11 protein-coding genes are annotated in these 17,234 nt (G+C 39.6%); 2 read left to right on the top strand and 9 right to left on the bottom strand.

Features of this window, described 5'->3' with window-relative positions; all coding sequences use genetic code 11:
* Positions 1–46 precede the first annotated feature (46 nt).
* A complete protein-coding gene (locus AOC03_RS06525) occupies positions 47–1,024 on the top strand; it encodes a zinc-binding dehydrogenase (RefSeq protein ID WP_062534365.1) in 978 nt (325 codons plus the stop codon).
* A gap of 271 nt (positions 1,025–1,295) precedes the next feature.
* Here the strand turns inward: AOC03_RS06525 and AOC03_RS06520 are convergent, their stop codons facing one another.
* The 6 genes from AOC03_RS06520 to AOC03_RS06495 all read right to left on the bottom strand — a co-directional run bounded on the left by AOC03_RS06520 (position 1,296) and on the right by AOC03_RS06495 (position 10,111).
* Positions 1,296–3,026 carry a DUF262 domain-containing protein gene (locus AOC03_RS06520; protein ID WP_062534363.1) on the bottom strand — a complete coding sequence of 577 codons (1,731 nt, stop codon included), beginning with the start codon at positions 3,024–3,026 and terminating at the stop codon, positions 1,296–1,298.
* A 282-nt stretch (positions 3,027–3,308) separates the two neighbouring features.
* Positions 3,309–4,904, bottom strand: a complete 1,596-nt coding sequence (gene guaA / locus AOC03_RS06515; RefSeq protein ID WP_062534361.1) for a glutamine-hydrolyzing GMP synthase — start codon at positions 4,902–4,904, stop codon at positions 3,309–3,311.
* Between the two features lie 187 nt (positions 4,905–5,091).
* Positions 5,092–6,252 (bottom strand): MalY/PatB family protein, encoded by a 1,161-nt coding sequence (locus AOC03_RS06510; protein WP_062534359.1) that lies wholly within the window; start codon positions 6,250–6,252, stop codon positions 5,092–5,094.
* A 419-nt stretch (positions 6,253–6,671) separates the two neighbouring features.
* Positions 6,672–7,697 carry a DNA helicase UvrD gene (locus AOC03_RS06505; RefSeq protein WP_062534357.1) on the bottom strand — a complete coding sequence of 342 codons (1,026 nt, stop codon included), beginning with the start codon at positions 7,695–7,697 and terminating at the stop codon, positions 6,672–6,674.
* Positions 7,682–9,244 (bottom strand): ATP-dependent nuclease, encoded by a 1,563-nt coding sequence (locus AOC03_RS06500; protein ID WP_062534355.1) that lies wholly within the window; start codon positions 9,242–9,244, stop codon positions 7,682–7,684. Before AOC03_RS06500 ends, AOC03_RS06505 begins: the two co-directional genes overlap by 16 nt.
* 78 nt (positions 9,245–9,322) lie before the next feature.
* Entirely contained in the window at positions 9,323–10,111 is a 789-nt protein-coding gene (locus AOC03_RS06495; RefSeq protein WP_062534353.1) for a crotonase/enoyl-CoA hydratase family protein, read from the bottom strand.
* A 220-nt stretch (positions 10,112–10,331) separates the two neighbouring features.
* On the opposite strand from AOC03_RS06495, the gene rlmF reads away from it, so the two are divergent.
* Positions 10,332–11,369, top strand: coding sequence for a 23S rRNA (adenine(1618)-N(6))-methyltransferase RlmF (gene rlmF / locus AOC03_RS06490; protein ID WP_062536564.1), 1,038 nt, complete (start codon positions 10,332–10,334; stop codon positions 11,367–11,369).
* A gap of 149 nt (positions 11,370–11,518) precedes the next feature.
* On the opposite strand, the gene gyrB is transcribed toward rlmF, so the two are convergent.
* The 3 genes from gyrB to dnaN all read right to left on the bottom strand — a co-directional run bounded on the left by gyrB (position 11,519) and on the right by dnaN (position 17,229).
* On the bottom strand, positions 11,519–14,143 hold the full coding sequence (gene gyrB / locus AOC03_RS06485; RefSeq protein WP_062534351.1) for a DNA topoisomerase (ATP-hydrolyzing) subunit B: 2,625 nt from the start codon (positions 14,141–14,143) through the stop codon (positions 11,519–11,521).
* 558 nt (positions 14,144–14,701) lie between these two features.
* Positions 14,702–15,901: a DNA replication/repair protein RecF gene (gene recF / locus AOC03_RS06480; protein WP_062534349.1), complete on the bottom strand. Its 1,200-nt coding sequence runs from the start codon at positions 15,899–15,901 to the stop codon at positions 14,702–14,704.
* Between the two features lie 152 nt (positions 15,902–16,053).
* The gene (gene dnaN, locus AOC03_RS06475; RefSeq protein ID WP_062534347.1) at positions 16,054–17,229 is read right to left on the bottom strand and encodes a DNA polymerase III subunit beta; all 1,176 of its coding nucleotides are present in this window, start codon (positions 17,227–17,229) and stop codon (positions 16,054–16,056) included.
* Positions 17,230–17,234: the final 5 nt, after the last annotated feature.

Here is a 17,234-nt window from a genome sequence, read left to right as displayed (position 1 = left end):
AAATAACCCTTCAAAAAAGCACTTAAAACCAATAAAGGAATTTATCATGCGCAGCGCAACTTATGACCATTTTGGTAAACCTACTGACGTTCTCAGCCTCGGCGACCGCCCTATCCCAGAACCTAAAGCCAATGAAGTTCGCGTCAAAACGATTTTAGCCTCGATTCATAATCACGACTTGCTGACCATTCGCGGTAAGTATGGTTTTAAACCTAAAATGCCCGCCATTGGTGGTTCTGAGGCGGTTGGTATCATTGATGCGGTCGGTAGTGAGGTTAAAGGTTTAAAAATTGGTCAACGTGTCGCGACAGCTAGTGTGCAGGCAACGTGGGCAGAATATTTCGTTGCGCCTGAGCATATGGTGTTCCCCGTACCCGATAATTTAGACGATGAAATGGCGGCACAATTGATTGCCATGCCACTCAGCGCGTTAATGTTGCTTGAGTTCCTCGAGACGCAAAGTGGTCAATGGGTCATACATAACGCGGCAAATGGTGCGGTTGGTAAATCCCTTGCGATGCTAGCAGCGGCGCGTGGCGTAAAAACGATTAATCTGGTACGCAGCAGCGACGCCATAACAGAATTAGAAGCACTCGGTATCAAAAATAATATTGTGACTTCAGACGAGGATTGGAAAGACCAAGTAAAATCACTCATTGGCGACGAGCAAATCAGCGCTGCCATTGATTCTGTCGGCGGTGAAGACAGTGGCAATCTGTTATCGCTACTCGGTCATGGTGGTGTATTTGCGGTATTTGGCGCGATGTCAGGCAAGCCGATGGTGCTTAATCCGACTGATATGATCTTTAAGCAAGCGATTCTAAAAGGGTTTTGGGGCAGTAAGCTTAGTCAAGAGATGAGCGTAGAAAATAAGCAACGCTTGGTTGATGAGCTGATTGATCGTGCGGTTAGTGGTCAATTAAAACTACCAACGGAAGCGACGTTTGATTTAGCGGATATCTTAAAAGCGGTTGATGGAAAAATGCAGGCTGAGAAGAAAGGTAAGGTGTTGTTGAAGCCTTAGATTATATTAAATATGAGGTTAGGTATTATTTCTCTCATCAAAAACACCTAACCAAGTAGAGTAATCTTCTATTACTTAACGATTAAATTAGAAATCATTCATACTCAACATACTTACTGTCTAAATAAATATTTTTGCACGGAAATACTGAGGATTTATAAAATACTTTCGTGCAATACTTTATACATTATTAATTTAAATTTAATCTTAAAAATCCTAATTATCTTTAAAATACTAGATGTTAAATCATATATAATAAAAGCTCATATAATTACTTTCCTATGTTATTTTTATTCCCCCAAAGATCAACAATCTTATTTACCAATTTAAACGCTCTATTATTAATACTTTCAATTGTCCAGTCCTCTTCTTTTGATATAATTTTATTTTCTAAATATTCTGAATTTACATATATTGATTTCTTAACTTGAAATTCAGCATTAGATGCTTTCTTATTCTTTATATCAATTAACAATGTCATATTTCCTAAATTATTTCTATACCTTTCGATATCATCACCGAATTTTTCAACCCATGAAGAATCTAATTCAGGATTCTGAGGCAAAATATGCTCTAACCATATCTTATAATTATCCCTATTAGTTAAAAGCTCCCCCTCTAAGTCCAAATAATATAAATTAGAGAAAATATACTTCAGCTTTATAAAATCTGGTGACGACTTAAATTCTCTTGTATTAATTGCACTTAATAACTGATCTTTATTATAAGTTTCCTTAACTAATTCCTTTATTACTAATTCAACTGGAAGTTTTTCATTAAAAATCTTCTTAGTAAGTTCTGCAATTAATGCTTCTACGGAGTTGGCTCGTTGACTTGCTAAAAATATATTGATAATAACTCTATTTTTCAAGGCTTCTGAAATTTTCAGAATATCATCATAATTATATTCTTTAACAACTAAAGCTAAAATTAACGGAATGTGTTGTTTAAAACTAAAAACATTTAAATCTTTTAAGGATTCTCCTAATTTTTTTTCTGATGCATCCTTATTAAAATGCATAGGATTGTTTATCCTATAAAACTGATAAGAATATTCTCCTAATTGCGTTATAAATCCTATTGCACTTGTCTCATTGTTATATAACTCTTTCTCACCTAAAACTCTAAGAGCATCTCTACTCATGGTCTTACCGTTATACATGGTAGCAACTGATCTGAGAAATTCTGACTTATCTAATCCATTAAGGTATGTATCAATTTTCTTCCATTTTTCTGCATCTTGATTTGAGACCTTCTCAATTAGAGCATTCTTCAATACATAATAATGTTCTACTTGTTGACCTGTACTATTCAAACTTTCAAACATAGCTTTAGCTATTTGTTCGTTAGTCGTTGAAACATAAACCAGAATAATACTATCCAACATTGCATTTATCATATCATTTATAGCATATACATCAATATTTTCATCTTCAAAATATTCATTTAATCTATTTTTTATAAATCTATTATTACTAATAAAATTTCTAACATAGTCATCGTCTGCAATTTTACTAAGATTACCATTCTCAATTATTGCTTGAAAAGCATGATTTGCATTTTCACCATTTTCAAAATAAATCTTCCATATTTTATTCGTTGATCTTAAATTAGTAGATTTTGAACAAATAAACTCTTCTATAAGACTATTATGTATTTTCCTAACTTCTTCTAACTGGTCATCTGTGCTATTTTTTAAAAATTTACTATATTCCATCATACTAATTAAATTAAACAAAATTAGAATTAAAGTTATGGTTCTTTGTTGCCCATCATAAATATACTTTTTACTGTCTTGATCATAAAATGTAAAGAAATTGACAACGTGTACATGGTCTTCGCTTCTATTCTCATAAACCATAATAACATCTTCTAAAAGCTTACTTACATCTTCTTTTTCCCATGTGTATGGTCTTTGTGTAAATGGAACATTAAATTGTCCTTGGTTTTTGGATAAATATTTTCTTAGTGAAATCTCACTTGCATCAATTACTTTTCCCACAATAGCCCCTATTGGAATTTAATATAAAATACTCTATAAAAATCAATAATATCAATTAGCATCTTTAAAATTAGATTATATAAAACTATTAATTTATATGTATTTTACTAATTTTTCTTATCAATATTAAACTCTTTATTTTCCGGTACAATTATTTTATTTTTTAAGATATATATTAAAATAATAAATATTTGAAATACTGAGTAGTTCTCATTTTCATAAAAAAGACACTCAACCTGAGCGCCTTTTTTATGAAAAATCTGTATTCAACTAAGTAGAGGTTTATTCCCACTCAATAGTAGCCGGTGGCTTGCTCGACACATCATAAGTCACGCGTGATACTTCAGCGATTTCATTCATGATGCGATTCGATACCGTTTCAATCAAGTCATACGGCAGATGCGCAAAGCGCGCAGTCATAAAGTCTACAGTTTCAACGGCACGTAGCGCAATCACCCACGCATAGCGGCGACCATCACCAACTACGCCAACAGACTTGATCGGTTGGAATACCGCAAATGCTTGTGCAGTCTTCTCATACCAGCCTGATTTTTCTAACTCTTCCATAAAGATGGCATCAGCAGAGCGCAGGATATCAGCAAATTCTTTGGTCACTTCGCCTAAGATACGCACGCCCAAACCCGGTCCTGGGAACGGATGGCGGTTAATCATCTTCGCAGGAAGACCTAAGGTAATACCCAATTTACGCACTTCATCCTTAAACAAATCACGTAACGGCTCAACCAATTCAAATGCTAAATCATCTGGCAAACCGCCGACGTTATGATGACTCTTAATGACGTGGGCTTTACCCTGATGCGACTTAGCCGATTCAATCACGTCTGGATAAATCGTGCCTTGTGCTAAGAATTCGATGACTTTACCATCGCTTTGTTCGCTCACTTGACGCGCGCTTTCAGCAAAGACGTCAATAAAGGTCTTACCGATAATTTTACGCTTGGCTTCAGGGTCAGACTCGCCAGCCAATGCGGTTAAGAATAACTCTTCAGCGTCAACGCGAATGACTTTTACGCCCATATTTTCTGCAAATACTTGCATCACTTGGTCGCCTTCGTGCAGACGCAAGAGACCAGTATCAACAAACACGCAGGTTAATTGGTCGCCAATGGCTTTATGCAATAATGCCGCAACGACTGAGCTGTCTACACCGCCTGACAAACCAAGTAATACTTGCTTATCACCGATTTGCTTTTTCAATTGCTCAATACGCATATCGATGATGTTATCAGACGTCCAACTACCGGCGCAGCCACAGATATCATGGACAAAACGTCCAAGTAACGCAGAACCTTGTGCGGTATGCGTCACTTCAGGATGGAACTGTAGACCATAATAGTGGCGCGAATCGTCTGCCATGATGGCAATCGGGCAGCTTGGCGTACTGGCAACAATATCGAAGCCTTGTGGCGCATCGACTACTTTATCGCCATGACTCATCCAAACATTCAGTTTGCCCGCTGCGTCTTCAATGCCGTCAGTTAGTGCCGATTTCCCATCGATATTAATGGTTGCAGCGCCAAATTCATGGATATCACTGGCGTGAACTTTGCCACCAAAACGCTCTGCCATGGCTTGCATACCGTAGCAAATACCTAATACTGGTACGCCTAAGTCAAATACGGCATCGTTAATGCGTGGGCTGTTATCCGCATGGACGCTCTCAGGACCACCAGATAAGATGATGCCTTTTGCGCCAAAATCAGTAATACGCTGAGTGTCGATATCATAAGGGAACATCTCACAGAATACGCCTGAATCACGTACACGGCGGGCGATAAGCTGGCTATACTGCGAGCCAAAATCGAGAATTAAAATGCGATCTTCTTTGATTGCGGGAGTGGCAGCTGCAGTGGTCATAAACAAAGTGTCCATCAATAAATAAATTGGTGCGCTATTTTAACAAGTTTAGGCAGGGCGATGGTTATTAGATGCGGAATTATTATCAGTTATTTGGCGTAACGTTAAATAGGATAGAAATTTAACCCTTAATAAGCGGTTATAAAAAATCTAGAGTAACCAGCGCAAGTCACTTAGATAACAGTTTTTAGGATTTAATATTACTCAAAGCTAAGTGCATACGCTTTAGCCCTTCTATCAGCAGCGCTTGCGGACACGCCACATTTAGGCGCATTTTAAGATGCCCCTCATTACCGTATTGAACACCGGCACTTAGCTCCACTTTAGCGTCTCTAAGTGCGTCATAAAGCATTTGATCGTCTTGCCCATACGCTGAGCAATCCAGCCATATTAAATACGACGCTTCTGGACGCATGACCTTAATTTCGGGCAGATGCTCCTCTAAAAAGCGTAACGTTAAGTCAATATTGGCTTCGATATAAGCTAACGCCTGCGCCAACCACTCGCCACCGTTTTCATAAGCACTACGAATCACTTCATAAGCAAATAAATTAAGATCATGCTCGTCATTTAAGTGCTGCTGTTGGCTAATTTTTTTAATCAAGGCTTTATCTTTAGCAAAAATCATTGAGCATTTAAGACCTGCCACATTAAAGGTTTTGGTCATTGCAGTGATGCTCACCATCTTGTGCTCATAGCCGTCTGCTAGCGTTAAAAAAGGGGTAAAGGTATGACCACTCAAGGTTAAGTCTTGATGAATCTCATCACTGACAATCGCTACATCGTGCTTTTTACAAACCTCAAGCAGCGCCTTAAGCTCATCAGCCGCCCACACGCGCCCACCCGGATTGTGCGGATTACAGAATAGAAAAATCTTTACATCATGCTCAATTATTTTGGCTTCGATATCCGCCAAATCTAGATGATACTTACCTTCAAACTCTTTTAATGGCGAGAGAATAAGCCGTCGACCATTATCTCGAACCTTCGACATAAAAGGCGTATAGATAGGATCATTGACCAATATCGCATCACCCACTTCAGTCCATACTCGCATCATTAGCGCCAAACTTGGTACGACACCGGGGGAAAACAAGATATTGTGCTGATCAAGCCACAAATTATAACGACTACCATGCCAATTAATAACTGCCTCGTATAGCGCCTCAGTGGGTTTGGTATATCCTAATACGCCATGATGCAGCACGCGTTCAATCGTGTTAAAGATGGGCTGTGCCGCTCTAAAATCCATATCCGCCACCCAAAGCGCAATGGTATCGTCGGTATAATGCCATTTAAGCGATCCAGTATGACGTCTGTCGATTATTTCATCAAAGTTGTATGGCATAGGTGCTCTCTTAAAGGGTGGCGTTGGCTTATTATAAATGGGAATTGAATGAGGTTGAAAGGTTAGAGTAATCAAGCAAAATGATAGGTTAAAGTATAGTATGAATGCGGCGATTGCCAGTGGCTTTATAGCGGTTGCGTGGAGGTGTTATAGGGTGATTAGATAGGTAATTTAGCTGATGTTATTAGAGATTAAGATTTAGTAGCTAATCCTGCAATTCGCTATTATCTTGCCTGCTCAGTGAGGCAGTGAATAAAGCTAGAGTCGTTCCAACATTCGAGCGACCACCTCTAGCCAATTCCCCGCAACCTCAGTGGTTAGACAAGAATAGCCGCTATTGTCATGGCTAAAAAACCTTACCTTAGCAAGAGACAGTAAAATATAAAAACCCCTAAAACAATCACCAAGTGAGCAATAGGTTACTGAAAATCTTTAAGCTTTCTAACATTTTTTTCAGGTATAAAATACAGGTTATTCTTTGTTCTACTACAAGCGACATAAAGTTTATTAAGTGTTTTCGAAGGTAATGTGTGGAGTGTACCATCTAAATAATGCTTCAAAGTAGTGTTGTTCAAAACCACACAAACATCTGAGAAATCATCTAGACCTTTAACAGCACCCCAGTTATCGCCATAACAACTATATTTATTACTTGATTGATAAAATAACTTTACTACTTCATCATCCCTGAATAATCTTAAAGCATCTTTTTCGCAGTTGGTAAACTCTATTAGAGTTGAATCACTACGATGCGAATTTATACTTATCTTTAGTTTATCACTTATAAATAAGCACACAGTTTGGCTACAACGATGGCTAGCAGATAAAGTTGACATGTCAATTACATGTCCAGATTTTCTTAACCTTCCTGTATATTTGACATAATCCTCATGTAGCTTTGCATTTGTATTACCATCTCTACTTGTATCAAAGGTATGTTGATAAAAATCACCAACAAGTAGTTGGTTTAGTTTAGCTTTCCCTAACTCAACTAAAAAATTAAAGTCATTACCTCCAAAATCTTGAATTTCATCAACATATAAATAGTCAAAATACTTTTCTATTCTATTTATCGTTTTAGCTAACGAATAGTTAATGATTAATTTCGAAAGCCTATTAGCATAGATGTAATTATTTCTCGTAAAATAGTGATTTCTGTCGGTGTTCTTAGTTCTAAGTGGAGGTTTTTGCCATACCAACCCTTTGGAGTTCAACTCAACATGAAGTATAGGCTTATAGCAAAATGTATAAAGAAAAGAAAAATACCCATATATTTTTATTCCGTTTGGAATTAACCCAAACTTCCTTATAATCCTATTCTTTATATTTTCAACATTATTCACAGTATAAGTTATTATTAACGCTCTGCTATCAATTTGAAGAGAGTTGATAATTGATGTTGTTTTACCGGAACCTGCAACCGCAAGAACTACCCTCTTATCCATTCTATTGCCTTCTCAATATAATCTGGAACGTTGATTTCCTCTGCTTTTTCATCAAGTAATTTAAAAGCACTATCTGCCTTATTTTTGAGCATATAGTCTAAAATAGGTAGTGTCCTTCTAGATGAATAAAACAGTTGATCACAAAGGTCTATATTTTTTTTATAGAGACATATTTCGAAAGTTGTATTTTCGTTATCAGAATCATAAAATACGTTTATAGTGCTAGATAAATAATCATTGTATCTTTCTAGACAGTTTTTATTATAATCTCCATCATTATCTCTAATAACAGCAGTTTTGATGCCTAGTTTCTCAGCTAAGTCTAAGTATCTTTTAAAACTTGTACCTCCTACTGATAAGATATGAACATCATCAATATCTGTTGTGGATTGACTGCACTTTTCATAGAAAGCTTCTAATAGAATAAACTCAGCATCACCTTCTACAAGTATTACTTTCTTAGATAAAATAAATTCCAAAATATTATTATTTGGTGCTTTCATAAAAAACTTAGCAGTATCTTCTGGAATATCTTTTAAGGTCACAGGAGATGTACTATTACTATTTAATAATATGGATTTCCTTAAATCTAGTCGTGTACTTACCAGACTACTATGAGTTGCAATAAAGATTTGATTGACTGAAGATTCCGATATCCGATTAATCAGCTTTTTCATGCTAATGTGACTTAAATGGTTCTCTGGCTCTTCTAATAAAATTGTGTTTACTGATTTTCCTTGGGGCTGACTTAAAGCAAACTCTGTTTTTACAAAGCACTGCTTTCCTTTACCTTTATGTTCAATAGGTATATCACCTTCCACAATAGTCAAGTCAGTATCTAAATTTGAACGTGGATTTGAACGTATTGAAAATTCATAATCACTTAAACTACTGTTAACTCTATGTAAGCTGTTATCCTTAAAGCTAACTTTTTGTTGCCTATATTCATTAGCAAGAATACTTCGATCGACTGGGTTTAATAGTGATTCATAAAGATTGGATATATATCTTCTAGTAGCATACTCGTTGTTAATCTGTGTGCTATCAATAGCTATATATCTAAAGTATTTACTATAGCCAGAGAACGCAATTCCAGCAAAGGTGCTAAAGCTAATATCATAAAGTTCAAATGGGAAATTATCACCAGATTGGCTCAGTATAGAACTAATCTCTCCTAATAGACTTTCATTTGGTTTGCAAATTAATTGAAGTCCGTCGCTATCCTTTTTGTCTAAATTATAGTTGCCATAAAGATTAGGGTCATTTTGTTCCTCTAAATATATTTCTACGTGAATAGTAGGTAATTTATCAGTTTCTTTTGTGCTAGAAAGAAAGCTTTTAATTACTGACATTGAGAAGATGTTTTCTAACCCTATACTTTCGACACGAGCAGCACTACCACTTATCACAAGCTCCAATGCTGTTAATATCGTACTTTTACCAGCTTCATTATCTCCAATTATTAAGTTTATGTTTGGCGTAAAGTCAACTTCAAAATCCTCGAATCTCTTAAAGTTTTTCAGCTTTAACTTTTTTATAACTTTCACATTCAATCTCTTCAAAAAATATCAAAGCAATCATGATGTCAGAGTGATTGTTATTAATCAACTTTTGCTTTATTTATTCTAACGCCCCACAAACTCAGCCTCCCTTCTCTCAACCATCGCCATTGCACCCTCTTTTGCATCTTCTGAATAAAATAGCGGTGGCAAATAGCTATGAATATTGGCTAAGGCTGCACTTGTACCATTGCGACTGGCATCTTGTGCTGAAGACAGTAACGCTTGGACCCCAAGCGGAGCTGCCGTGCAAATTTCTTTGGCGATAGTTAGCGCGCGCTCGTATTCTTCCCCATTTGGCACGACTTCACTAACTAAATTTAATCTATCTGCCGTTTGCGCATCGAAGTTTTTGCCTGTTAATAGATACGGCATGGCTTTTTGCCAGCCAGCTGCTTGGACAAAGCGCACGGTCGCGCCACCAAACGGCATGATACCGCGCTGTACTTCCATTTGCGCAAAGTTGCAGTTATCGCTCGCAATCACCACATCAGCATTTAACATCAGCTCAATGCCAGCGGTGAAACACGTCCCTTGTACCGCAACGACGACAGGTTTAGTACGTAACTTACCACCAATGCCCCACGGGTCGATTTGGGTTTCATCAAATTCAAATGCGCCTTTATCCCATTTATCCTGTAGCTCCATGAGGTCTAATCCAGCAGTGAAATGCTCACCATGGGCGAAAATTAACGCACAACGTAGATGCGTGTCATTTTCATAACGGGTGAGCGCGTCAGACAATTGAGCAATCATAAGGCTGTCAAAAGCATTGCGTTTATCAGCGCGATTGAGCCCTATCAGACAAATACTATCTTGAGTCTCATAGGTGATGCGATCTATGGCAGTGGTCATAATTTTATCCTTGTTGGTTGTTATTTTATAAGTCGCTATTGTCTTTTACACAGCGTCTTTTAAATAGCGTCACAACTTTTTAATATAGACAGCTGGGTTACCTAACGCAAGAGACTTCACTGCCCTGAGCATTCTATTTTTTGACCGAATGATATCTAAATAGTCGTGCGTGAAATCTGCTACACTTACCGGTTATATCCACATATCGCAGCCTGAAACCATGACAAGTAAGCCTATGAACCGTCGCCCGACCGCCAATAATCACCGCAATCGCTCGCCTGAGACTGCTAAAAAGTTAGGGCAGCTGCATCCGCGCAATCCGCACCAAGGTCGCTATGACTTTGCCGTGTTGACCCGCGCTTTGCCTGAGCTTGCCAAACATACGATTACCAATCCTAATGGCGAGCCGACGATTAATTTCTCAGACAGTGCAGCTGTGCGCGTACTTAATCAGGCGTTACTGGCTCATTATTATGGTGTTAAATTTTGGGATATTCCGGAAGGCTATCTATGTCCGCCGATTCCGGGTCGTGCCGATTATATTCATTATATTGCTGACCTACTCGCGCAAACCACGCATGTTAATAAAGACAATACGCCACCGACTGGCAAAGAAATCCACGCCCTTGATATTGGCACCGGTGCCAGCGCGATTTATCCCATTGTCGGTAGTCAAAGTTATGGTTGGCGCTTTACGGCTTCAGACATTGATCCGATATCGGTCAACACCGCAGCGCTTATTTGTGAAACCAATCCCAAGTTAAAAAGCGCGGTTAAAGTAAAATTACAACCTGAGCCTAAGCGTATTTTTGCTAATATCATTGGTCGCCAAGATTACTTTGATGTGGTGGTCTGTAACCCTCCATTTCATGCCTCATTAGAAGAAGCGATGGAAGCCAATAGCCGTAAGCAGCACAATTTGCAACGTCATCGCGGTAAGAATGAGAACGAACAAATCAGCCGCAGCTCAACCAAGTCTGGCAATGCCGCACAGAATCTAAACTTTGGTGGTCAGCATCAAGAGCTGTGGAGTGAAGGTGGCGAGATTGCTTTTATCACCAAAATGGCAAAAGAGAGTCAAAAATTTGCTGAACACGTGGGTTGGTTTACCACTTTGGTATCAAAATCTGAAAACGTCAAACCATTGCAGTTATTATTACAGCAACTCGATGTGGCGCAAATGCGCATTATTGAGATGAGCCAAGGTCAAAAGAATACCCGTATTTTGGCATGGCGTTTTAATACTGACGACGAGTAAGCCTTATTTATATCTCTATTGATTAATTCTTTAAGTTTCACGTGAAACAAAATTTTTATTATCCTCATTAAAAAACCACCGCTTAGATAATCAAAGCGGTGGTTTTTTATTTTTAAATCATGCTTATCGTTTAAAATCAGATAGCTAAATTAGATGTCTAAGTTAGAAACCGTGAGCGCATTTTCTTCGATAAAGATACGGCGCGGCTCGACATGGTCGCCCATGAGGCAGGTGAACATATGGTCAGCAGCAATCGCATCTTCAATGGTGACTCGTAGCATACGACGGTTTTCAGGATCCATGGTGGTATCCCAAAGCTGATCGGCATTCATCTCGCCCAGCCCTTTATAGCGCTGAATAGCCAAACCACGACGCGCATCAATCATCATTTGTTGCCACAGATAATCAAAGTCACGGACAGGAATGTCTTTATTGGTAGCCGTATTGCTGTCACGGCGAATAAAGGCACTGTCCTCAAGCAAGGTATTCCATTCTGCCGATAGACGCAGCAGACGCGAGTACTCACCTGAATTGATAAAGCTGGCATCAAGCAGATAATGATGCGCCAATTGATGCACATAAACGGTAATACGTGGCAACCATTGAGCTTTTACGGGTGCTGCTTCAGCATCAGAAGTATCGCCAGCTTCCACTTCAACAACAGGCTTCATACCTAATAAATCAGCCGCCGCCGCATCCATATTCTTTGGTTGCGGGGCATGGATATTGACCAGCTCAATCTCAGGGTTTAAGTCACTACCAAAGTGCTCAAGCTGAGTCTGTAGCGTGGCTTTCCATGCTTCCATCGCGTCTTTATCGTAAGTCATATCTGTCGTCAGCTTTGGCGTATGGGTTAAGCCATCTAATAACACCGCCGGATAACGAATTTGCAGACGTGCTTTAATCAGTTGCGTTTGGTTATAATCGTTTAATAACGTCTCTAATGCCTGACCGGTAATAGCCGGTGCATCCGCACTGACATGGAGCTTGGTATTATCAATCGTTGATGACAATAAGTAGGCTTTTAACGCTTCATCATCTTTTAAATACAGCTCTTGACGACCTTTTTTAACTTTATAAAGTGGTGGCTGAGCAATATAAATATAACCACGCTCAATCAATTCCGGCGTTTGACGGAAGAAAAAGGTTAATAGCAAAGTACGAATATGCGATCCATCAACGTCCGCATCGGTCATGATGATAATTTTATGATAACGAACTTTATCAGGATTATATTCATCAGGACCAATACCACAACCAAGCGCAGTAATTAGATTACCGACTTCTTGTGAAGATAACATCTTGTCGAAACGCGCACGCTCAACGTTGAGAATTTTACCTTTTAGCGGTAAAATTGCTTGCGTTTTACGGCTACGACCTTGCTTGGCTGATCCGCCCGCAGAGTCTCCTTCCACGATATATAGCTCTGATAATGCCGGATCTTTTTCTTGGCAATCCGCCAATTTACCCGGTAGCCCAGCGATATCTAAGGTGGTCTTACGACGGGTCATCTCACGAGCTTTACGCGCTGCATCACGGGCACGCGCCGCATCAATAATCTTACCAGCGATAGCCTTACTCGCACTTGGATTCTCTTGCAAATAATCATTAAACTTATCATGCATTGCCGATTCAACAGCGGATTTTACTTCGCTTGAGACGAGTTTATCTTTGGTTTGACTGGAGAATTTAGGATCAGGCACTTTAACAGAAACGATAGCCGTTAAGCCTTCACGCGCATCATCACCGGTTGCAACGACTTTCTCTTTTTTAAAGAGGTTTTCGCGATCCATATAACTGTTCAAACAACGCGTTAATGCGGAGCGGAAACCTGATAAATGCGTACCGCCATCACGCTGTGGAATATTATTGGTGAAACAAAGCACTTTTTCGTTATACGTATCCGTCCACTGTAGCGCCACTTCAACACTGATACCATCGGATTGCTCACTAGTAAAATGAAAGACGTCATTAACGCTGTCTTTACCGGCATTAATATAGCTGACAAACTCCGATAAACCACCTTTATGTTCAAACTCATGACGCTTATCAATACGCTCATCGGTTAACACAATGCGCACGCCTGAGTTTAGGAATGACAGCTCACGTAAACGCTTGGCTAAAATATCATATTCAAAAACAGTGCCCGTAAACACATCTGTGCTGGGGTAAAAACGGATTTGCGTACCCGTTCTATTGGTTTCTTCCATGGGCTGAATATCGCCATCAGGCACGCCATCACTATAAGTCTGCTGATAATGAAAGCCTTCGCGCCAGATGTTCATTTCTAACTTTTTAGACAACGCATTGACGACAGAGATGCCAACGCCATGTAGACCGCCCGACACTTTATAACTGTTGTCATCGAACTTACCGCCCGCGTGCAGTACCGTCATAATGACCTGTGCCGCTGATACGCCTTCTTCTGGATGGATATCAACCGGAATACCACGACCATTATCCATGACACTGACCGACTCATCTTCATGAATAACGATATCAATCTGGTCACAGTGATTGGCAAGTGCCTCATCGATGGAGTTATCGACGACCTCAAAGACCATATGATGCAGACCCGTACCATCATCGGTATCACCGATATACATCCCAGGACGCACGCGCACTGCCTCAAGACCGCGCAACACGCGGATATCTTTGGAGCTATAATCGGACGGATTGCTTTCAGTAACCACGTCAGCAGTTACCTCAGAGACGCTGGGCTGAACACTAGTATCTGACATCAGTTGCTCGTTATCGGTAAATGAATCACTCATTGGTATTCCTTAATCAAGCCATATCAGCGGTTTATGACGAGCGCACCACGACGGTGACACCTCATGACGTTATCTTAGATTTTACTCGTTTAGAATAAAAATCTTTCATTAGAAGCTCGTGGGGATTTATAGACCATGAAAGTCACGTTGTTATTAACATCGTCAGCGCCTTGAGGTTTTTTATCACCACTACCAAAGCGCAAGATAATTAATAAAACAGCGTGTTATCAACCACTTAGAGAATTATTTATATCGATAATAAATAATATAAAGCCAATAGATAACTTACTGAAAATAGGACGAAAATAAAGCCTTATTTTAGCATTTTTTTGCTTATAAGTCACTGTTTAGCAGTAGGTTTGCGAAAACTAGCCCTGCAGATAAGGACACAAAAACGCGTCATAGTATAAAGATAGCGTTAAGATAAAAATAAGCGTTTTAGCACGAGGAAAAAGGAAGTGGAAGCATAGAAATAAATAGGTTTTGAGCAAGACTTTGCCGTAAAAGTAGCCGTCATAAGTATAAGAAGAAAGGTATAAATGGGTGCTTAATAGGTCATTACGGATAAGCCGTTAAGATACCTTGTTTCACATGAAACACATTTGCAGTTGACCAATACTTAGCAACGAGCGGCAAAATATCCGACGTCAAACTGGTCATAAATACCTGACAAGGTAGTTGCGCTAAGGTTGATAATAAGATATCTATCGCCCTATCATCAAGCTCAGCCGTAATATCGTCGAGCAAAACGACAGGCGTGGTCGTTACCAAATTTACTGTTGGTGCAGCATTTGTCATCTCGGAGCGGTTAAGCAATAAAGGCAATTGTGATAACCGCAGTGCCGTGATTAGCAGCTTTTTTTCACCGCGAGACAAAACATTTGCTGCCTGTTCTTTGATGATAGGAAGCTTAATAACGGGGTCAGATGCAAACTCAATATTGACCTCGTTTTTTGCTGAAGCGTCCGAATGCCAATGCACATGAATGTCAGCGCGGTGACTGCCATTGCGCGTATAGCCTAATTGTAAATCTTGCGTTAAGCGTTCGTTTAACTGTTCATCAAGAGGCATACTGGTATCGTAACCTGCGTTATAACTCAAGCTTAATTGCTGCACATAGGTAGGCAATAGTTTCGAAATAGTTTGTGCAAAATAGGGCTGCCATGCGGCAAATACTTGCGCGCGGTAATGATGAATCAGGGCGGCATGACTGGCTAAACCTTTATCCCAAGCTTTTATTTCAGCACGCTGAACGCTGGTTAGATGCTTGGTTTGTTTCAGTAAGCTGTTGCGCTGCTTTAATAAGCGTTGATAGGCGAGCCACTGCGCGTGAAAACCAGGTTTCATGTGAAACACTAGCCAATCTAACAATTGGCGACGACTGGCACTGCCTTGTTCTAACATATCCATCGTCGATGGGTCTATCAATAACGTCGGCAGCTGTTCTGTCAGAATACTTTGATTATAAACTGTGGTTTGGTTTAGCCTGAGCATCGTCGTGGCATCGACCTGCTTTTGAATGGCCAATGTACTGCCGTCAGTAAGCTTGGCGTGAACTATTGCTGCTGACTGATGATGCTGGACATAGCGTTTGGGCTGACTATGGCGAAAGCTTTTACCACGGGATAGTAAAAATATTGCTTCTAGCAATGAGGTCTTACCGCTGCCATTAACACCGATAATGACATTACAGGCGGCAGTTTGCATAGTAACTTGGGTAAGATTACGCAAATGCGAGATTTGCAGACGTTCAATCATAATACTTAGAACTGCCTATTTATGTTGCCTAGCGTTGTCTAAGCCAATACCCACAACGATAAGTTATGATTACAGCTCAGCAAAAGGTCATAAAACTAAGCCTATCAAAAGATAGGCAGTCACAATTAATTGATACTAGACAATAGGTTTAACTAAATACGCATCGGCATAATCACATATTGATGCAGGTCGTCATTGAGCTGATTGACCAGTACTGAGGCATTAGATTGGCTCATGTGCATTTGTACATCACCTTGAATAACACCTAGCACATCCTGCAAGTAGGCAGAATTAAAAGACAATTCCATCGGCTCGCCTTGATACTTAGCCTGAATCATCTCAATGGCTTCATCTTGCTCAGCATTATTAGCGCGTACTTCTACCATCCCATCACTGGCAAAGTTAAATACCACACCGCGAGACTTCTCATTACTCAAAATCGCCACACGGCGCAGGACGTCAGTCATTTTTTCTTTATTAAATAACGCCAATTTATCCGTATTACTTGGCATTACTCGACGATAATCTGGAAATTTCCCATCAATAAGACGCGCCGTGAACGTCACCATCAAGTCTTGACTGACTTGACCAGTGCTATCAACGTCACCAAAAGGCAAACTGACTTGCAAAAACTCGCGACCGAAACTTAATGTCACGGAATTATCTTGGTCACCCAGCATTTTACCCAGCTCAGAAGTCAAACGTTCAAGCTCAATGACAGCTTTACGCGGTAAAATAGCCTGCATATTTAAATCGGCACTCACATCAATAACACTGCGAGCTAACGCCAATCGATGACCATCCGTTGCGACTGTGGTCAGCTGCTGTTGTGAGACATCAAACAGCATACCGGTTAGGTAATAGCGCACATCTTGAATCGCCATCGCAAACTGAGTTTTATGAATCAAATTTGTAAGGCGGCTACGGCTAATAATTAATGGTGTGATATTTTCAGGATTGCCCAAACTTGGATAATTCTCACTTGGCAACGTGCCTAACGTAAAACGGCTTTTACCACTGGTCAGTAAACAACGCTCATTTTCTTGAGTAGCTAAATTAATCTGTGCTTGTGCTGGTAATGACTTACAAATGTCTTTTAACTTTATCGCAGGCAAGGTCGTTGCACCTGACTCAATACAAGCACCAGCAGGCAATTTCAGCGTCGAGGTCAGCTCCACTTCTAAATCAGATGCCGTTAAAATCAGCTCAGATTCAGACAACTGTACTTTAATATTGCCTAAGATAATCATGTTATGGCGTTTATCGGCAGCCTTGGCGATCAAATTAATGGCTTTTAGTAACGACTCTCGATTAATCGATAATTGCATGCTGG

Source organism: Psychrobacter urativorans, from assembly GCF_001298525.1.
Lineage (GTDB): Bacteria > Pseudomonadota > Gammaproteobacteria > Pseudomonadales > Moraxellaceae > Psychrobacter > Psychrobacter urativorans_A.
The sequence above is the reverse complement of the archived record's forward strand: the minus strand, read 5'-3'. Positions and strand labels throughout refer to the sequence as shown.

Bases quoted from the DNA above. Each gene is read 5' to 3' on its own strand.
- AOC03_RS06525 (WP_062534365.1), top strand. From the start codon at position 47: ATGCGCAGCGCAACTTATGACCATTTTGGTAAACCTACTGACGTTCTC.
- guaA (WP_062534361.1), bottom strand. From the start codon at position 4,904: ATGACCACTGCAGCTGCCACTCCCGCAATCAAAGAAGATCGCATTTTA.
- AOC03_RS06510 (WP_062534359.1), bottom strand. From the start codon at position 6,252: ATGCCATACAACTTTGATGAAATAATCGACAGACGTCATACTGGATCG.
- AOC03_RS06505 (WP_062534357.1), bottom strand. From the start codon at position 7,697: ATGGATAAGAGGGTAGTTCTTGCGGTTGCAGGTTCCGGTAAAACAACA.
- AOC03_RS06495 (WP_062534353.1), bottom strand. From the start codon at position 10,111: ATGACCACTGCCATAGATCGCATCACCTATGAGACTCAAGATAGTATT.
- rlmF (WP_062536564.1), top strand. From the start codon at position 10,332: ATGACAAGTAAGCCTATGAACCGTCGCCCGACCGCCAATAATCACCGC.
- gyrB (WP_062534351.1), bottom strand. From the start codon at position 14,143: ATGAGTGATTCATTTACCGATAACGAGCAACTGATGTCAGATACTAGT.
- recF (WP_062534349.1), bottom strand. From the start codon at position 15,901: ATGATTGAACGTCTGCAAATCTCGCATTTGCGTAATCTTACCCAAGTT.
- dnaN (WP_062534347.1), bottom strand. From the start codon at position 17,229: ATGCAATTATCGATTAATCGAGAGTCGTTACTAAAAGCCATTAATTTG.